Origin of the sequence: Metamycoplasma buccale (assembly GCF_046774455.1) — a bacterium.
Taxonomy (GTDB): domain Bacteria; phylum Bacillota_I; class Bacilli_A; order Mycoplasmatales; family Metamycoplasmataceae; genus Metamycoplasma; species Metamycoplasma buccale.
Window position 1 is genome coordinate 119,959 of the sequence record NZ_CP177249.1, and the last position, 19,767, is coordinate 139,725.

Annotated in this window: 18 protein-coding genes and 1 pseudogene; 2 read left to right on the forward strand and 17 right to left on the reverse strand. The window is 25.1% G+C overall.

Annotation, left to right across the window (positions count from 1 at the left end):
* Positions 1–132 precede the first annotated feature (132 nt).
* From ACLFP3_RS00500 to ACLFP3_RS00560, 13 genes and pseudogenes are all read right to left on the reverse strand, one after another.
* Entirely contained in the window at positions 133–600 is a 468-nt protein-coding gene (locus ACLFP3_RS00500) for a hypothetical protein (protein ID WP_412031645.1), read from the reverse strand.
* 245 nt (positions 601–845) lie between these two features.
* On the reverse strand, positions 846–1,043 hold the full coding sequence (locus ACLFP3_RS00505) for a hypothetical protein (protein WP_412031646.1): 198 nt from the start codon (positions 1,041–1,043) through the stop codon (positions 846–848).
* Between the two features lie 140 nt (positions 1,044–1,183).
* A complete protein-coding gene (locus ACLFP3_RS00510) occupies positions 1,184–2,332 on the reverse strand; it encodes a YitT family protein (RefSeq protein WP_412031647.1) in 1,149 nt (382 codons plus the stop codon).
* A 64-nt stretch (positions 2,333–2,396) separates the two neighbouring features.
* Positions 2,397–3,644 carry a YitT family protein gene (locus ACLFP3_RS00515; protein WP_412031648.1) on the reverse strand — a complete coding sequence of 416 codons (1,248 nt, stop codon included), beginning with the start codon at positions 3,642–3,644 and terminating at the stop codon, positions 2,397–2,399.
* Positions 3,645–5,099, reverse strand: a complete 1,455-nt coding sequence (gene dnaB, locus ACLFP3_RS00520) for a replicative DNA helicase (RefSeq protein WP_412031649.1) — start codon at positions 5,097–5,099, stop codon at positions 3,645–3,647.
* Between the two features lie 23 nt (positions 5,100–5,122).
* Entirely contained in the window at positions 5,123–5,560 is a 438-nt protein-coding gene (gene rplI, locus ACLFP3_RS00525; protein WP_412031650.1) for a 50S ribosomal protein L9, read from the reverse strand.
* Positions 5,541–7,517: a DHH family phosphoesterase gene (locus tag ACLFP3_RS00530; protein ID WP_412031651.1), complete on the reverse strand. Its 1,977-nt coding sequence runs from the start codon at positions 7,515–7,517 to the stop codon at positions 5,541–5,543. The genes rplI and ACLFP3_RS00530 overlap by 20 nt, the downstream gene beginning before the upstream one ends.
* A gap of 106 nt (positions 7,518–7,623) precedes the next feature.
* Positions 7,624–9,417 carry a hypothetical protein gene (locus ACLFP3_RS00535; protein ID WP_412031652.1) on the reverse strand — a complete coding sequence of 598 codons (1,794 nt, stop codon included), beginning with the start codon at positions 9,415–9,417 and terminating at the stop codon, positions 7,624–7,626.
* Between the two features lie 50 nt (positions 9,418–9,467).
* Complete coding sequence (yihA, locus tag ACLFP3_RS00540; RefSeq protein WP_412031653.1) at positions 9,468–10,019, reverse strand: ribosome biogenesis GTP-binding protein YihA/YsxC; 552 nt, start codon at positions 10,017–10,019, stop codon at positions 9,468–9,470.
* Between the two features lie 215 nt (positions 10,020–10,234).
* Positions 10,235–10,507 (reverse strand): annotated as a pseudogene (gene rpsR, locus ACLFP3_RS00545) (30S ribosomal protein S18); the annotation flags it as partial.
* 15 nt (positions 10,508–10,522) lie between these two features.
* Positions 10,523–10,981 carry a single-stranded DNA-binding protein gene (locus tag ACLFP3_RS00550; protein ID WP_412031654.1) on the reverse strand — a complete coding sequence of 153 codons (459 nt, stop codon included), beginning with the start codon at positions 10,979–10,981 and terminating at the stop codon, positions 10,523–10,525.
* Positions 10,982–11,004: 23 nt separating this feature from the next.
* Positions 11,005–11,484, reverse strand: a complete 480-nt coding sequence (gene rpsF, locus ACLFP3_RS00555; protein ID WP_412031655.1) for a 30S ribosomal protein S6 — start codon at positions 11,482–11,484, stop codon at positions 11,005–11,007.
* 169 nt (positions 11,485–11,653) lie between these two features.
* Entirely contained in the window at positions 11,654–12,907 is a 1,254-nt protein-coding gene (locus ACLFP3_RS00560; protein WP_412031656.1) for a hemolysin family protein, read from the reverse strand.
* Between the two features lie 90 nt (positions 12,908–12,997).
* Between ACLFP3_RS00560 and def the strand changes: the two genes are divergently transcribed.
* Both def and ACLFP3_RS00570 read left to right on the forward strand, forming a co-directional pair.
* Positions 12,998–13,555: a peptide deformylase gene (gene def / locus ACLFP3_RS00565; protein WP_412031657.1), complete on the forward strand. Its 558-nt coding sequence runs from the start codon at positions 12,998–13,000 to the stop codon at positions 13,553–13,555.
* Positions 13,556–13,715: 160 nt separating this feature from the next.
* Positions 13,716–15,509: a hypothetical protein gene (locus tag ACLFP3_RS00570; protein WP_412031658.1), complete on the forward strand. Its 1,794-nt coding sequence runs from the start codon at positions 13,716–13,718 to the stop codon at positions 15,507–15,509.
* 52 nt (positions 15,510–15,561) lie between these two features.
* Here ACLFP3_RS00570 and ACLFP3_RS00575 read toward each other — a convergent pair whose 3' ends face one another.
* The 4 genes from ACLFP3_RS00575 to plsX all read right to left on the reverse strand — a co-directional run bounded on the left by ACLFP3_RS00575 (position 15,562) and on the right by plsX (position 19,757).
* Positions 15,562–16,902, reverse strand: a complete 1,341-nt coding sequence (locus tag ACLFP3_RS00575) for an AEC family transporter (protein ID WP_412031659.1) — start codon at positions 16,900–16,902, stop codon at positions 15,562–15,564.
* 44 nt (positions 16,903–16,946) lie between these two features.
* Entirely contained in the window at positions 16,947–17,987 is a 1,041-nt protein-coding gene (locus ACLFP3_RS00580; RefSeq protein WP_412031864.1) for a zinc-dependent alcohol dehydrogenase, read from the reverse strand.
* A 92-nt stretch (positions 17,988–18,079) separates the two neighbouring features.
* Positions 18,080–18,769: a ribonuclease III gene (rnc, locus tag ACLFP3_RS00585; protein WP_412031660.1), complete on the reverse strand. Its 690-nt coding sequence runs from the start codon at positions 18,767–18,769 to the stop codon at positions 18,080–18,082.
* Positions 18,759–19,757, reverse strand: coding sequence for a phosphate acyltransferase PlsX (gene plsX / locus ACLFP3_RS00590; protein WP_412031661.1), 999 nt, complete (start codon positions 19,755–19,757; stop codon positions 18,759–18,761). Before plsX ends, rnc begins: the two co-directional genes overlap by 11 nt.
* Between the last annotated feature and the right edge of the window lie 10 nt (positions 19,758–19,767).

Genomic DNA, 19,767 nt, shown 5'->3' on the forward strand with positions numbered 1-19,767 from the left:
AAACACTCTAAAAATAAGAGTGTTTTTTAAATTTAAAAAAATAACTATAGATTTAAATCATTTCTAGTGAAAACAAAAATGAATTAGTCCCTAATCGGCAAGTACTTATATTTTTTAAATTAAAAAATATATCTATGCCAAAATGAATTCTAATTTCTCGTTCACTTTCTTTTTACTAGAAAATCGTAAAAGACTATGTCAAGATATTTCATTTTTTCTTCATGAAGTACTAAGAGTATATGTAGTCGCTTTATTTAGGAAAAGTTGTAAATATCTATTTCCTCATTCTTTTGAAATATCAATATTATCTTTAGTTAATTTTCATTGGTTGAGATATTTTCATGGTAAAAATAATGCGATAACTTTTGCATCCATTTTATTTTCATTAAAATTAATAATTGCAGCATGAATTTCGGGATGATTTTTTTGATATTCTAAAATATTTGCAATAGTATCTATTTTTACTAAAACATCATTTTTGGAAAAAAAGTTTTTATTTTTATCATTAATTTCAATTTCTTTAATTTTAAAAGTTGCAATGTTGGCTTTTAAAAGTTCATCTAGTATTTCTCAGCGATTGTCAAAACAAGATACACACAATGTTGAAACAAATGTTGGTCCAATTATGCTAGATAAAAGTATAATTTATTTATTTTTCTCATTTTTTATTAAAATCAACTCCTAATATAAATTTACCTTTATAATAAAATATTTTTTTGGTTTTTTGTTGTTAGATGTTTTGGATATCTCTATTAAAAATAATTGTCCAGATAAGTTAGAGGATACTAATACTTGACTATAATCTTCTCATCCATAGTGACATAACAACTGATTGCAATTAATTATTATCCGTCATAAACAATTCTTCAATTTTTAAGTTTATAATTTGTATTTTCATTATTTTTAAACATTTCTAATGTCAAATAATATAAATAATCTTTGAAATCACATTTTGTTAATTTTTTAATAATTTTTATTTCGTTAGCTAAAATTTGATTTTTTTCATATTCTAAATTTTTTTGAACTAATTCTGTTTCTATCATATTCCTTCTTTCTCTCTTCTTTATTTATAATCTAAATGTTACTTCAACATATGAATAAAAACAAAAAAATGCCTTAAGTATAAATAAAATATGCAAAATAAAAATCATAAATCAAATAAAAAAAATGCCTTTTAGGCACTTTAGTCAACTTTTGAAGTATCAAATCTACCAATAATTTTATTAACAGTCGAAGTCGTTATTCAGGCAGATGAGTCAATCTTTAATATTTCAGAATAAATTATGTTTTGTTCTAAATATAAAGCCATTGTTTCAATTTTTGTAGTTAACGAATTAGTATAACCGCTTGTCATTGTTACATAGTTATAACCATGTCAATAATTAATTTCTTTTAAATGATAAATAACTTCAGCAGGTTTTTTAGTGTAAATTTCAATTTTAATTTTTTTGTATTTAGGATATAAAATTTCTACCATTCCATTGTAAACAAAAATATAAATAACTGTAGAAACTGTTCTTAATAAAAATGCAGCGAAATTTCAAGGTTTATTTGGATTCACATGCCCAGCTTCTAATGCTCCAATTAAAATAGTTGAAAATGCAGCAAAAATTAAAGCTACAACAGTGGAAATAAAGCCAACGCTTTTCTTTTTAATTCTAGAAACGTAATAAATAATAATATCGCTTCCAGCAGTGGAACCTGAATTTTTTCAAGCAATTCCAGAAGCAGATCCCGCACATAAAGCACCAATTACGGCATAAATAACAATTGGTCAAGTTGGATTAGAAAAACCTAAATTAAAAGCACCATATCTACCATAAACTTCTCAAGATATTAAATCTTTAAAAGGTTTTCTATCTTCTCAATTAACATAGTAAAATGAAATTTTATCAAATAAAAATTTAACAGCAGGTATTAAAAAAATACTTTGAATTACCATTTGAAATAATAATCAATATAAAGACATAATCATAAATAGTCTCGAATTTTTTTTTCAAAAAATTATTATAAAAGGTAAATTAATAGCAAAGTAAATGTAAGCAAAATAAGGCGCTGTTGCATCAACTGTGTAAGTTAAAGATTGAACGATGGCAGAAATTCCAGAAGCAACAGTCGCCGCTTTAGCTAAAAACGAAGCTACACCTACGTTGTAAAGGAACGCAGAAAGAAAAATAAAAAATAATTTTTTAGGAAATTTTTTTCACACATTAAAAATATTGACGTTATATGGATTTAAGTCAATTTGTGGTTTTATCTTTAAATCTTTAGGCAATTTCTTTATTTTTTTTAAAATTTTGTTATTTTCTTGTTTTTCTTGTTCATCAACCATAAACTTTCCTTAATTTATGTTAGAAATATTAACACTTTTTTGTTTTTATAATTATTAAAATAATTTAATCAACTTTTGAAGTATCAAATTGTCCACTTATATCATGAATATTTGAAGTAGAGATTCATGCACTTGGATCTATTTTTTTAACTTCTTCAAAAATTCAATCTCTTTCAAGATATAAAGCAATTGTTTCAATCTTGGCAAAATCATAATGCTTATATCCACTAACTCCATAAAAAATATTGTAAGAATGAATGTAGCCAATTTTTTTGAAATGCTCTGCTATCCATTCAACTTTAGTAGTATAAATTTCAATTTTAACTTTTTTATATTTAGGATAATATCTATTTACTAATAGTGTAAATACCACTAAGTAAATTAATGTGCCACAAATTCTTACCAAAAATTCTTGACCGCTTGTTCCTTTATGTCACTTGTGCTCTGGAACTTTATTTGTTATTTCTAAAGTTCCAATTACAATTGTAGAAAATGTAGAAAAACATAAAGCAACAATTAAAAACATATTGCCAACAGGCTTTTTATTTTTATAAGCAATATAATTTGAAATTACTGATGTTCCACCAATAGAACCTCTTTGTTTTCAAGCTATAACTGAAGCAAAACCTTCAGCAATACCACCTAAAGCAGCATAAAAAATTATTGGTCAATTTTGGCCATCATAAAATGCTCCTTTATTTTTTAATGCATCATTAAGCGCTTCAGAGATTGTAGAAAATTTTCCACTATCTACTAATTTTTGTAAAGCACCAGTAGTAATGTTAGTACCAAAAGGATCTCAATAATCACCAGGGCGACCTGTTGGATTATAAATAGATAATTTTTCATTAATAAATTTAATAATTGGATTTGCTTTATTATAGTCTATAAAAATGCATTGAACAATTATTTGAAAAAGCATTCAATAGTATGTTAAAACCATAAACATTCGCGGGTTATGTCTTCAAAAAATAAACATTAATGGTAAATTTACAAGAACATAAAATAACCCATAAAAATCCGCTGTTTGAGGGGCTGTAAAAGTAATTATTTGTGAAAGTGACGATGTACCAGAAGCAATAGTAGCTGCTTTTTTAAGAAAAACTGTAATAGCAATATTGTATAAAAATGCACTAACAAACATTCAAAGTACTTTTTTTGGATATTTTTTTCAAATATTAATTAGGTCAATTTTATAAGGGTTTAATATTTGTTGTTTTTCTTCATAAGCTTGCTTTTTTAATTGTTTTTTTGCAAGTTTATCATTAGTTTTTTTTATTTTGTTTAATTCTTCATTGGATAAATCCTGCATCTAATTCTCCTTATTTGGTACATTTAATTTTTGTTTATTTGAATTTTCATTAGCATAGAAAAATCTATTTAAATGTGGTTTAAATAATAATTGAACAATTCCTACCGCACCATGACGGTTTTTAGCCACTATAACATTAGTTAAAGAATCTTGTTCAATAGAGTTTTCTGAATTATATACTTCAGAACTTGGACTTTCTTCATTATCCGAGCCATATTCTCTTTTCTTGTTATAGTAATCTTTTCTATGCAAGAAAATAACAATATCGGCATCTTGTTCAATTGAACCCGATTCACGTAAATCACTTAAAATAGGGGTTTTATCTTCTCTTTTTTCAACATTTCTACTTAATTGACTAAGAGCAATTATTGGGCAATCTAATTCTCTAGCTAGTTGTTTTAAAGCTCGAGAAATTTTACTAATTTCTAGTTGTCTATTTTCGTTATTTGCTTTATTAGAATCTGCTATTAATTGTAAATAGTCAATAACAACTAAATCAACTTTTCTATTTCTTGCAAATCTTCTTGATAGTGTAAGCAAATCAGAAATGGTAAGAGTTGGCTTATCATTTAAATACATTTCTCATTTTTCCATTTGCTCTTTTGTTCAATGAATTTCTTTTCATTCATCAGTAGTGATTAAATTTTTTCTTAATTTAGAAATTTGAATCATTGAGTCAATAGCAATCATTCTTTGCACTAGTTGAGCATTTGACATTTCAAGTGAAAAAAATAAAACTGTTTTGTCATTCTTTGCAACATTAGAAGCAATATTTAAAGCAAAAGCAGTCTTTCCCATCGAAGGTCTAGCTGCTAAAATAATTAAATCTCCCGGATTAGCACCTAACAATAAATTATCTAAAGGATTAAATCCAAAATTTAATCCGACTGAAGTGTCTGTTCTTTCGTTATTAATAATATCTTTAATAACTTCATTGGCTTTATTCCCAATTTTTTCATAGTTTGAATTAATTTCTGAAATATCAATGTTAATTAATTCTAATTGTAGGTTACTCAAAACATCACTTATATCAAATATTTTGTTGTCAATTTTTTCAAGAGTTTTATTTAATAATAAAGTTAATTGATCAGTTTTATATTGGTCTATTAAATTTTTAGCATAAATATCTAATTCTGAATGATATCCAGCATTCTTAACTAATCACTCAATATATTCCGCCCCTCCTTTAAAACCAAATCTTGTAACTTCATCAATAAGTTTTTGTTTAGTTAAATAATTTAATAAAACAGTAAGGTCAAAAGTTTTTGAATTTAAATGAACTTCAGTAATAGCATTGTAAAGAGTTTTATTTTCTTTAAAATGAAACATTTCCGGTTTAATTATTTCTGAAATTTCCAAATATGAATTAGGTTCACGTAATAAAAGACCCAATAACGATGCTTCATTATTGGCTATTGCAAGATTTAGTTCTTGTTGTTTATTAAGTGAAGACATTTTTACCTTTCTTTCTATTATTATTAAATTGTTTCAATAATTTTAATCTTTAATACAGCCATAACTTGAGGATGTAATTTAATCTTAACATCATGTATACCAAATGTATTGTATACTTCATTACTTAAAGCGTTTTTTGGTAATTTAATATTATATTTTAGAAGTTCCTTGGCAATTGCCTTATGAGTAATAGAGCCATGAACAATATTTCCATTAGCTTTTAATTCAAATTGTAAAAGTAATTTTTCAATATTTTCTTTAACTATATTAGCTTTTGCAATTTCGTCTGCTAAGTTTTCAGCAATTTTGTCTTTTACTCTCTCTAAATTTAAAAGAGTTTGTTTGTTAACTGGTTGAGCATACCCATTTTTTATTAGAAAATTTTTTCCAAAACCGTCTGCTACTTCGATAATTTCATTAATTTTATGTTTTTCATAATTTTTAATTAATATTACTTTCATTTCTCACACTCACTATTGCTTGTTTTATATTATCAATAAACACTGATAAATCTTCATTACTTTCTGCTGCAGCTGCACTAAAATGTCCGCCACCATTAACTGCTTCAGCAATAATTTGAACATTTGTGTCAATCCCTCTTGCCGACATTTTATATCTCCTAGTTCCTGGTATCTTAGCCACTACAAAAGCTGCTTTTCTACCTTGAACACGCAATATTTCATCGGCTGCCATTGAAATTATATCTATCTGAACTTCAGAATCATTGTAGGCTAAATAATAGCCTGGTTTTACCTCTTGTAAATTGCTTAATAGCATTGTTACTTTTTCAAAAACATCATTATCCATTTTTAGACTATTAACTGCATCTTGAATTGTTGCACCTCATTTTTCTAATAAAGAACAAGCATAAAATGTCTTAGATGATGTTTGTTTTTGAAAAATATTAGTGTCTAAATAAATTCCATTTAGTAAAAGTTGAGCTGATATTCTATCCATTCGGTCACTATTATTAGTTAAAGCAATAATTTCAGTTACAATTTCTGAAGCACTACTTGCAGAAGAGTCAATATATGAATTTTCTTTTTCTACATAATTTGGATTTTTAGCAATTCTATGGTGATCAAGCACCATAATATTTTCTTTTTTAACATTTTTAAAAGCAAATTTGTTTTCTATTCTAGTGTCATCTGATGTATCTACAATAACAACTAATGTTAAACTATCATTTAATAAAGTTGCTTGAGCAGGGGTAATAAATTTTATAGTCTTACTTGCGTTTAATTTATATTGGCTATAAATTCTTCTTGTAGTGGCATCAAAAGTCACATTTTGAATATACACTTCTTTTTTATAACTTTCGGCTAATTTTGCAATTGCATATGCTGAACCTAAAGCATCTAAATCAGCATTCTTATGACCATAAATAATAACTTTCTTTATATACTTAGATTCAAGTTTATTTATTAGTTCTCGAGAAATATAATTTGTATTTGTTCTTGAAAGATTTGTTGCTATTTCTGATACTGAACCATAGTGTCTTGGTTTTTGATTTTTTGTAACAATGGTAGTTTGATCTCCACCTCTAGTTTGTGATTGCAATAGAGCTTCTTTTGCCATTTGATCAAGAATATTAAATTTATAAACACCATAAGAAAATCCACTAGAAATTGTAATAGATATATTTTTAACAATTGTTTTTCGTCTAAATTTATTGAAGAAATCAAATCTTATTTTTTCAAATTCAGCTAATGTTTCACGGCTTGCAATAACAAAAAAACGACCATTTTCATATTGACGATAAATTAAATCGTATTTTTTAGATAAATCTTCTAATAAGTTAGCAACATAACTATAAATTTTAAAAATTTCTTCTTCAGATAATGTTGTTTGATACAAGTTAATATTATCGATACTAATTTCACCAAAAATAGTTTGTTGTTTTTCAAAGTCAGCAATAATACTATTTTGGATTGAAATATCTTTAATAATTGCAATATTTCTTTCTAAAGAGACATGGATTTCATAATCTAAATTATCTTGATGAAATTGAAAATCAAATGAATTAATATTTCATTCTTTTATTCCAAATACATCTTTAATATTTCAGCCTACAATTTTTCTACTAAAACGACTTTCAATAAATTTTGAAATTCAAATGATTTTTCCATCATTTAGAAAAACTATCATACCCATACCATATTTACTTACTTCATTTTCTAAATAATAATTTAATGAATCTTTAACTACAATAGAGTTTTGTAAATATTTTTGAAATAAAAACGCACATACGATAGCTAAAGTGGAAATGATAATGCCATAAACTATGCTAAATCAAATTTGGTAAATTTTATCTAATTTAAAGATACCAACAAAAAATATAATTGTTGGCACTAAAAATAAAAAAATAATTTGTATTATTAAATAAAATAATTTTTTGTTTTTCTTGAAAATATTCATAATTAATAATTATATTATAAGAATATAAAAAGAAAACCACTCCATCAAGTTTTAATGTTTGTGATTTAAATATATTAAGTTAATAAATATCAATTTTTTCTAAAAATTAATTTATAGTAAAGCCGAAATTTTTTTCAATAATAATATTTTTATCAGAATCTGAAATGGAAGAATCAGCATTATTTATTGTAAATGTTATTTCAAAAAGGAATTCAAAATATAATTTTCCATTTTGCACACTAAAGTTGTGCATTTTAACAAATTTAATACTTATATTATTTATTTGAAATTGGTCATTAATTAAATTTTTTTGTTTGCTGAAATTATTTTTTAGTTCTTTTCCCAAATAAGAAAATATTCAATTACCATTTTCTTGAATTAAACTTTCTGATTTCTTATCTTGGCCCTCTCTTAAAATATTCCAAGTATTACTATTGTTTCCTGAATATCCAAAAAATTTTTTTATTTCAGTATCGTCTATTATTTCAAATTTATCTTTATTTTGACTATCATTATATAGTGTTTTTATTTCATTTACTTTACTAGCCAATTTTTCATCTTTTTCAATTATAATAAAAGTTTTAAGAAGTTCTTCATCTATTTTTTTAAAACCTTTTATGGTTTGACTCATTAATTTGGATTGATAATCATTAGAATTCTTTTCCATTTCTAAAACATAATCAAAGTGCATTTCGCCGTTGATATCATCTACTCCAACATTCATAGTTTTTAGATGTATTCTATCAGCAGAAAAAAACTTTTCATATTTGCTGGGAAAATCAATGAAAGTGTGTGCAATTGGAATATTTTGTTTATAAAATAAAGATCGATAAAATGATGCATATTGGTTTTTAATATCAATCTTTTTAACAGTTACTTTAGTCAATAAATAATTTAAAACATCATTTTCATTATAAGTAAAATCAGTAATTTTTTGATTAATGGCGTCAATAATAGATTTTATTGTTACTTTTGCTTTAGATTCACCTTTTATTAAAATTTGATATGTAGTTTCAATGTTAAGATTAAATTTTCAATCATTACCATTTTTTATTAACTTAAAGTTCTTAATTTTATAGTTATTTGTGTTTAATAAAGCAAGAATATCAGTTTTTTCTGTAGTTACTGTGTCAGTGGTTTCTAAAACAGAAAAATATTTTAGTAATTCATCATTAGTTAAACCTTTTATACTTTCAATAGTTTTATTTTCTTCTATTAATTTTGGAAAATTTAATTTAGCAGTAATTTGATTATTTAAAGAAGAAATTACTTTTTTAAAATCAGAAATTGATAATGAATCAACTTTAAAATTTTTGTTTTTATATTTTCCTTCAACACTTATATCAATAATTCCATCTAAATCATTATAACTATTGATAGTAACCTTAGTTATTTCAAAATCACCGTTTTTAACATTTTTTAATAAACTAATATTTTTAGAAGCAAGATTATTTTTGTTTAACTTAAATAAAGCAATTAACTCATTATATTTACTTGCATCAAAATGATCTTCACTGGAGTTAGAAAATTGTTTAAAATTAGTAAATTCTTTAGTTACTTCTTTAGATTTGATATGATTTGTTTCATCTAAAATAGAATATTTAACAATGATTTTTTTATTGTCTTGTTTTAATTCTTTTAAGACGAATTTATATCCACTTTTTATTTGATATTGATATTTATTAATATCTTTAGCTTCATCTAGAGTATATTTTGAAGCGTCAATAGTTAATTGAAATTCTTTTTCAGCATAATCATCAAGTAACTTTTGTTTTTGATTTTCAGGATTATTTGGTTTGGGGTTTGGTTTTTTATTATCAACGCAGGCAATACTACTTAATGCTAAACTTGCCATAATTGGGCTTGCCATTCATAATAACAATTTATTCTTTTTATTCATAATTGTGCTCCTTTATATTTATATAAAAAACACAATTATATATTGATAAATTAAAAATTAAAAAAATCTATTAAATCAGTAATTCCTATATTTTTAACAGCGGAAACAATAAAAATATTAGCTTCATCATCTACTTCTAATGCTTGCTTTTTAACATAGTGTTTTTCACTTTGATTTGCTTTGTCAATTTTGGTTATTATAATGTTAAATTTAATTGATAAATTTTTTAAATATTGAATCATCTCTAAATCAATGGGGGTGAATCCAACTTTTCCATCAATTAGCAAACAAACATGTTTTGGGTTGTGTTGATTTCTAAAATAATGATCAATAATTCCTGATATTTTAGTTTGCATTTTTTTACTCATAGATGCATAACCATATCCAGGCAAATCAACCAAAATCTTTTTATTTGTAGTTTCAAAATAGTTAATTAAACGAGTTCTACCGGGAGTTGAACTAGTTTTGGCAATTTTTTGATTAGCTAATGTATTTATTAAACTAGATTTACCTACATTAGATCTTCCTCAAAAAACAATTTCAGAATTAGGATGTATTAATCAACTATTTTGGTCTGAGGCGCTTTTAAGATATTTTCACATGTTAAAATGATAATTAATTTTTATTAAATAAATTTATTTTAAAATAAAAACGATTGCTATAAAGCAACCGTCTATAAATAATTAAGAAATTATTATTTAACTTCTTTAGTAACTTTTTTAGTAGTTTTTCTTGGTTTTGATTCTTCTGAGTTAGCTTTGATTTCTACATTTTCTTCTTTGTTTTCGACCTTGATTTCTCTTTTTGCAACATTATCTTGAGCATTGTCTACTTTTTCTCTTTTAATTGAACCTATGTAAGGTAAAATTGCAACATATCTAGCTCTTTTAACTGCAAGTGCAACAGCACGTTGGTGTTTTGCACATGTTCCTGTAATTCTTGAAGATAAAATTTTACCTTGCATATTAACCATTTTTGATAGTAATAAATCATCTTTATAATCAATGTAATCTATTGGATTTTGTCTATCTAAACAAAATTGACATGGACGTCTACGAACAAAAGGTTTTTTTCTAACAATTCTTGCCATTATAAAATCCTTAAATTATCATTCTAAATCAGCAAAGTCATCTTCTACATTATTATTAGATGTGACTTTTTCTGCTTCAGGTTCTTGTATTGAATAATCATTAGCAGTAGGAATACTAAATTCTTGAGTGTTTAATTTTTTACGACTTTCTGTAACTGTTTTTGTTTCAAGTGATTCAATTCTATCAACACTAATTGTATATGATGTTAAAACAGCACCATCTTTATTTGTAACTCTAGAAGATTGAAATGCACCTTCAACTAAAATAAGTGAACCTTTATCTAAATATTTATTAATAAATTCAGCATTTTGTCTTCATGCCACACATGGCACAAAATCCAAAACAGGTTCATTATTTGCATCTGAATAATTTCTTCTGCAAGCCAATGTAAACCTTGAGTATTCAATGTTTGAAGCAGTGAATCCTTGATAAGGCTTGGCTGTTAAACGCCCAGTTAAAATGATTTTATTCATTATTTAGTTTTCCTTTCTAAAAATTATTCTTTAACTTCTATGGTTTCCTTTTTTGGTCTAGATTTTTTTTCGTTTGCTTTTGTTTCTATAGATCCTTCATTAGATTGTTGTGATGATTCACTATCAGCTTTTTTAACAAAAGGTTTTCTTTCATCTTTTGAAAAATTGGTATTAGGTTTTTTAGTAAAATTCTTTTGAAATTTAGGTTTAATTTTTTTAGGTTTCATACCTTTTTCGGTATCAAGATTAATAATCAAAGTTCTTAAAACTAATTTGCTAATATTTAAAATTCTTGTTAATTCTGCTAAAACATTAGGAGCAGATTTTGTGTTTATTAAGTAATAATTAGCATGAGTTAATTTTTTAATAGGATAAGCTAATTCACTTCTCTCTAATTTTTCTATTTTTGTATTTTCTTGTTTTAAAACACTATGAAGTAATTTTGATAATTCTTCAACAGAAAATTTAGGGTCGGTTAGAATCATAATTTCATAATTTGACATTATTTTTCTCCTTTTGGACATTTGGACCTATTATACGGTCAAGGAGCCTCACACCCTTGTTAAATACTTTTAACGTTATCATTATATATTAATTTATATAAATTTGTATTAAGGTATTAAATATATATAAAAACACTCTCCTTAAAAAGAGTAGTGCTTTAATTTAAAATTAATTGCTTCAATCAATATTTATAACATCATAATTTTTTTGTTTAGATTTTTTTTCAATTACTTTAAATGAAATTTTGTCTTCATAATCAAATTTACTATTTTTTCTTAATGAATGACCGACTTTTTCCTCAAGTCATATCGAAAGTGTTTTATCTATATCTTCTTCTGGCAATGGCAATCCTAAAACGTCTTCAAATTCTAATTGTTTTCAAAGTGTTTTTAGTTTTACAGTACCCTTTGCCATACATTTTTCTAAACTTATTTCATAAATTTGTTCGTCAGTATCATATTCATCATATATCTCACCAACTACTTCTTCTAAAATGTCTTCAATAGTAATAATTCCAATTACTTGATCGGAATTATTATTTTCTAATACAAAAGCCATTTGTGCTCTTGCTTTTCTAATTTTTTCTAAAGCAACTGATAAAACTGAATTGGCAGAAACGTTAGGAACTGTTTTAATGTAATTCATAATATTTCCTTTTTTTAAAAAGAAAATATCTTTTAAATGAATTATTCCAATCATATTACCATCTTTTTCAACTGGTAAACGAGAAAAATTGGTTTCTTTAAATTTATCTAAAGCTTCTTGCAAAGTTGACCTAGAATTTAGGAAATCAACGTTTTTCATTTTAATATAATGTTGCGATACTTTTGTTGAATCTAGGTCTAGAGCATTTTGTGCCATTGAAGATTCACCAATTTCAAGAATATGTTCATTTTTAGCAATATTTAATAGATTTTTTACATCTTCTTCTGTGTTAGTTATATAAATTTTTTTTCCAATTTTTGAAATAGGATAAGAAATAGGAATAAAAAGTCAATATAAACTTTCTATAAATCAGAAAAAAGCTTTAATTACACCTAATGGGTGAGTTTTGGCAACTAATTTAGGAATAATTTCAGCGAACACAACAATAATTGGTGTCATAACTAAAGTTGAAATTCATGCTGCCAAATAAGGTTGCAACAAAGTTCCTAATAAATATGAAAATAAAACAGATGAAGCAATATTAACCAAATTATTTGCTATTAAAACAGTGCTTAGCGTTCTATTGAAAGCTAAATATTGTCGTTTTATTATTTTTGAACCCTTTACTTTATTTTCTACGAGTGACTCTATTTTTCCTGGATTAATTGAAGTATAAGCGGTTTCGCAAGATGAAAAAATCGCACTAAATACAATTAAAATCAATAAAACAGTCATTCATATTAAATATTCATATCAACTCAACGGGGAAGGTGTCATTTTTATTTAAATCTCCAAATTATTTTCTTTATTTTAGCATAAATTTAATTGATTATTGCCTATATATACTTTTTGTTTATAATTATAGATATGTTTAAATTTGAAGATGTAACTTTAGTTGAATTACCTAATAAAGTTTTAAGAGAAAAGTCAAAAGAAGTTTCTTTGCCACTTTCTAAAGAAGATGACAATCTTATACAAAAGATGATTTTTCATGTAGATAATAGCCAAGAAGAAAATACAAAATTTAGACCAGCTGTTGGTGTGGCAGCAATTCAATATGGTATTCCTAAAAAAATTTTTTATATATTAATAAAAGATAATGAAAACAATGTTATTTTTAAAGACGCTTTAATCAACCCTAAAATGATAGGACATTCTGAACATAAAATGGCAATATCAGAAGGAGAAGGTTGTTTGAGTGTTAATGAAAATTATCCTGATCAAGAAGGATACGTGCCAAGATATGCAAGAGTAGTAATGGAAGCATATTCATATTATGAAAAAAAAATAAAAAAATATGATGTATCAGGGTACACAGCAATTGTTTTTCAACATGAATATGATCACTTACAAGGAAAGTTGTTTATCGATCATATAAATAAAGAAAGTCCATGAAAAGAACCAAAAAATACAACTTTATTGTAGTAATAAAAAAGTGAAGTAAAATATTAATTTAAATTTTTATACATAAAAAAGAGCAGATTTTGTGTTTATTTTTGTTTTTTATTTCAATTAAAAAGCTTAAAACAAGCATATTTATTGTTCTAATATATAATAAATAAAATTTAATTAAGTAGGAGAAATTATGAATAAAAAGAATAAATTGTTATTATGAATGGCAAGCCCAATTATGGCAAGTTTAGCATTAAGTAGCATTGCCTGCGTTGATAATAAAAAACCAAACCCCAAACCAAATAATCCTGAAAATCAAAAACAAAAGTTACTTGATGATTATGCTGAAAAAGAATTTCAATTAACTATTGACGCTTCAAAATATACTCTAGATGAAGCTAAAGATATTAATAAATATCAATATCAAATAAAAAGTGGATATAAATTCGTCTTAAAAGAATTAAAACAAGATAATAAAAAAATCATTGTTAAATATTCTATTTTAGATGAAACAAATCATATCGAATCTAAAGAAGTAACTAAAGAGTTTACTAATTTTAAACAATCTTCTAACCCTAGTGAAGATCATTTTGATGCAAGTAAATATAATGAGTTAATTGCTTTATTTAAGTTAAACAAAAATAATCTTGCTTCTAAAAATATTAGTTTATTAAAAAATGTTAAAAACGGTGATTTTGAAATAACTAAGGTTACTATCAATAGTTATAATGATTTAGATGGAATTATTGATATAAGTGTTGAAGGAAAATATAAAAACAAAAATTTTAAAGTTGATTCATTATCAATTTCTGATTTTAAAAAAGTAATTTCTTCTTTAAATAATCAAATTACTGCTAAATTAAATTTCCCTAAATTAATAGAAGAAAATAAAACTATTGAAAATATAAAAAATTTGAATAATGGTGACTTACTAAAATATTTTTCTATTTTAGAAACCACTGACACAGTAACTACAGAAAAAACTGATATTCTTGCTTTATTAAACACAAATAACTATAAAATTAAGAACTTTAAGTTAATAAAAAATGGTAATGATTGAAAATTTAATCTTGAAATTGAAGTTACATATAAAGTTTTAGTAAAAGGTGAAACCGACGCTAAAACAATTACAAAATCTATTGTTCATGCTTTCAATCAAAAAATTACCGATTCTACTTATAGCGAACACGATGTTTTAAATTATTTGTTAACAAAAATAACTCGCAAAAATGTTGATGTTAAAAACGAATATGCTTCAAAATATAAATCTTTCTATAAAAAAGGAATTAATGTTTCGCATAATTTTTTTGAATTAGAAAATGAAGATAAATATACAAAATTATTTAATGCCTCAAAAATATATATTAAAGACTATGCTGTTAATGTAAATGATTCTACTGGAGAATTATATGTTTCTTATCAACTAGTTATGAATAAAAATGATAAAGACTATTTTTCACAAGTAATAAATTCAAATATAAATGGATTCTCAAAAATAAATAAAAACGAATTAAATCAATGATTTGGAATTATTCAAAAAAACTTAGCAGACCAAAAATGAGTAACTATAAAAAACAAAATTAAAGATTTATATAAAAAATCACAAAAAAAATCTGGCTTTGAAATAATAGATGAACAAAATAAAAGGGAGTTATTTGGTTCTAATGAAAATTGAATGGTAATGAGGGAACAAAATAACGGGGAAAAATTTACTATAAAAGACGAAAATAGTGTGTGATTATTTTGCTATCAAGGCGAACCATTAAAAAACGCTTTTAGCGATACTAAGAATTTAATTAAAGAAAAATTTCAAATAAATAATATAAACGTAAAATTTGAGAAAATTTCCAATTTTGAGGAAAGAGATGGAAAACTTTATTTTGATTTTATATTTGAAATAACATATTCAATTAATAGTAGTACTAGTTTTGCATCTGATTCTGAAACAACAATTACAATTACAAAAAATGTCACTCTTTACATTTAACAACATAAAAACTTTTATTAAATTTAGACTCTAATTTGGAGTTTATTTTTATTTACAATAAATTTAAAATAACTATTCCTAAAACTAATCATATAGGAATAAAAATAAAACTTAATAATGTACTTAAACTGCTTACTTGAGCAGTATACTTTTCATGAACTTTAAAATGTTGTGAATAAATTGTAATAGTTGCCCCAGGTGGAACTGCTCCTGTCATTACTAAAATAGCACCAACCGATGGTTTCAGTTGCTTTGTTATCACTAATGGAATCATTAAGCATAGAATAAATAAAGGTATTAAAACTACTTTATATAATAAAAATAAATAATTTGCTTTAGTTAAAAACATTTCTTTTAAATTTGTTTTAGCCAAACTAGTCCCAATAATTATTCAAATAAGAGGACTAATTAATGAAACTAAAATATTTATTGGTTTTGCTATGTAGGGCATTGTTACATTTAAATCGAATCATCCTGTTGGATTCCCATTATAAGGTACGTATATATGTTCAATTTCATTATATATAAATCACCTCATTATTCCATGTTCTTTAATTCCAAATAATGATGAAAATGACGGTCCAAATATCGCTTGCTTTATAAAATTAAGTTGCTCGTATGCATTATTTCCAAATTTAGTTCATCCTTTAAAATTAATATCTTTGTATGTAACCCCTGCTCCAGGAATATATTGAGAACTTCATAATAAAAAAGCAATAATCATTGCAATAAAAGCGGGATTTAAAAATGCTTTTTTCATTGTAAATTTAAACTCTTTTTTTGTAAACTTAACGCCTGAAAGCAATGAAAAAGCTAATCCAAAACCACCAACATAATAAAGAATGTTTCATACATTTAATGCTCCTAATTCAATACCATTGGGATACACACTCATAATAATTGGAGTTGCAAACAAAATGTTAGAACCATAAATACACATTAATCATGTCACTAAATGTTTTCTTTGGATTTTTTCTAAATAAGTAGAACTATTGAAAACAGTTCGTTCATTAATATTTAATGTTTGAATTCACCTATCATGTTCAATTTCTGCTTTGTGAATGACATTTTTAGGAATCATTTTTGGCAGAAATTTGACTCAAAAAATTGCAATAGTAGTAAGCGAAACATAATATATTATGCTTAAACCAAATACTATTGCAAAGGTTTTTAAATCTGTTTTATCTGCATTTTTTAAGAACGAATAAAATGCTAAAAAAGGTAAAAGAATGTTGATGATAATTTTTTGAATACTTATAGTTGAATTATCATTTAAAACTTTAAATTTATAAAGCAAAAAACCTAGTAATGTTATTACTATGGTTGAAATAATTGCTCCCCATAAGCCTGTATGAGTAATAATGCCTTTAAATAATGAAGATGAATCAATCATTGTGCTTCATTAATAATGTTAGCATATTGAAATATTTATATTGTTTATTTTTTCCTAAAATCAACAACAGCTCTGCCTAAAAATTCACCTTTTTGTAATTTGTCAAAAATTTCAGGAATATCTTCTAATTTAATAACTCTTGTTATCTCTGATTTAACTTTTCCTTCATTAGCATATTGAATTGCTTCTTTTAAGTCTAATCTAGTACCAACTATAGATCCAACTAATTCTTTTTCTAAAAGAACAGTTCAAAATGTAGAAACACTTAAATTAGCAACACCTATTTTATCTTTTGATGGTAAACCTACTAAAACTTGTCTCCCCCCACGTCTTAATATTTCCATGCCTTGTTCTCCAGCAAAAGTAGAAATAGATGTATTAATAACTGAATGAGTTCCACCGCCTGTTACTTCTTTTATTTTTTCAATAACATTTATTTTTGTAGAATTAAATGCATAAATAGCTCCTGATTTTAAAGCTAATTCACACTTTTCATCTGAAATATCAATTGCAATAGGTTTATATCCCATGCTTTTGGCAAATTGTGTTGCTAATTGTCCCAATCCACCAATTCCAATAATAGTTACTCAGTTTCCAGGTTTAGAATTTGAGCGTTTTAGTGCTTTATATGTTGTTACTCCTGCACATACAATTGGTGCCCCCGAAATAATGTCATATCCCTCAGGAATTGCCTCAACATAATCCTCATGTCCAATAGCATATTCAGCATATGTTCCATTAACTGTATAACCTGACATATTTTGATTTGGACATAAAGTTTCTTCACCTCGCAAGCAAAATTCACAGTGCCCACAAGCATCATGTAATCAAGCCAAACAAACTCTATCTCCTATTTTAAATCTTTTGCATTCACTACCCAATTCGGTAATTATTCCAATTCCTTCATGACCTGGAATTAAAGGATACTTAGGTTCAACTAATCAATCAAAATTTGCTGCATGCAAATCAGTATGACAAATACCCGTTGTTTCTAATTTGATTAAAACTTCTTTAGATTTAGGTTTTGGAATTTCAACTTCTTCTATAGATCAGTTTTTTGGTGATTTCACCACAAATGCTTTCATTTTTTTTATCATAATTCTCTCCTCAATTTAGTTATTTAAAATTTAAACATAAAATTAAAAATGAAAATAAAAAAAAGCAAAAATGCCTTTAATTAAAAATTTAAATGTTCAAGTGCATTTCTTGCTGCTGCTTTTTCCGCTTCTTTTTTTGATTTTCCTTTTCCAATGCCATATGTTTGACCATCAACTATAACTAAACTAACAAATTCATTATCTTTTTCCTCGCTATGATAATGAATAAGCGATTTGCTATGCATTTGAATAAATTCTTGAAAAATAGTTTTCGGGTCTTTTAGGTTGGATTTGCTAAATTGTTCAATTGAAGGAAACAAATATTTTTGTAAAAATTCTATTGTTTTATTAAGATTAAATTCTAAATAGTAAGCCGCAATAAAAGATTCAAAAAAATCTGAATCAATTTTCTCATTTTTGCCATTAATAAAAGCATTTTTCCCAGTTCTTACACAATTCATTAATCCTAATTTTTTAGCAATATTTGATAAATTTTTATTGCTTACTATTGCACTTCTATGTCTTGTTGCTTCACCTTCTTTATAATCTGGATAACGTTTAAAAATTTCATTACTAATTACATATTGCAAAATAGCATCGCCTAAAAATTCTAAATATTGAAAGCTCTTACAATTTCTATGTTCATTTGCAAATGTTGTATGTGTAAAAGCTTGATAAAAATATTCAATGTGTTTTATTTTTGTGATATCTATTTTTAAGTTTATTAATAAATTATGAACTGTTGTCTCAAAATTACTACTATTCCCCATTTTCCTCTCCCATTAAAAATGTAGTATTTAATTTTTCTATAATGTTATTTTCAATAGCATTTTTTATCTGCTTTAATGCACTATAAAATGCTATTTCATCACTACCACCATGTGCTTTTACAACTATTTTGTTTAAGCCTATGATAAAAGCTCCTCCCACATTTCTATAGTCAAAAGTTTTTTTAAATTGATTCAATTCTTTTTTAAGTAGCAATCCACCAATTTTTGTTTTTAAATTTTTTCTAATTATTTTTTTTAGATAACTTCCTACACCTAAAAATGAACTTTCCATTGTTTTTAAAAATATGTTTCCTGCATATCCATCACTAAGGGCAATATCGACATTTCCATTAATTAAATCTTTAGGTTCTACAAACCCCACAAATTTATTGTTTAATTTTAAGGTCTCTCGTGCTTCTTTTGAAGCTTCTAATCCCTTATAATCTTCTGTTCCAATATTTAAAATACCAAATGAATTAATTTCTCTATTAAAAATTATTTTGTAATATTCATTTGCTATTTTAAATCATTCAACTAGATAGTTAGATTTAATTTCAATATTGGCACCCACATCTAATAATAAAAAATGTTTATTTACTATACTTGGCATTATTGGCATAAAAGCAGGTCTAGATATTCCATTTATTCTTGAAACTTTTAAAGTTGCCAAAATTACATAAGAACCACTATCACCACTACTTAAAATTCCATCAGCGTTTTCTTCGCTTAATAATTGGAACGCTTGAAGCATTGAAGTATCCAATCTTAATGCATCTCTAGGATTTGCTGTTTTATGTAAAATAGAAGAATTATTTATAATTTTTACATTGTTAGGAATAGTCTTAAAAAGTTTAATTATTGTTTTTTCATTTCCTACTAAAATTAAGGAATAATTGGGATTTTCTTCACTAAATTTTTTTGCTGCTTTTATTGCAAAAATTTCACCATTGTCAATATTTAATAAATCAAATACAATTTTTCTTTGCATTATTACTCCT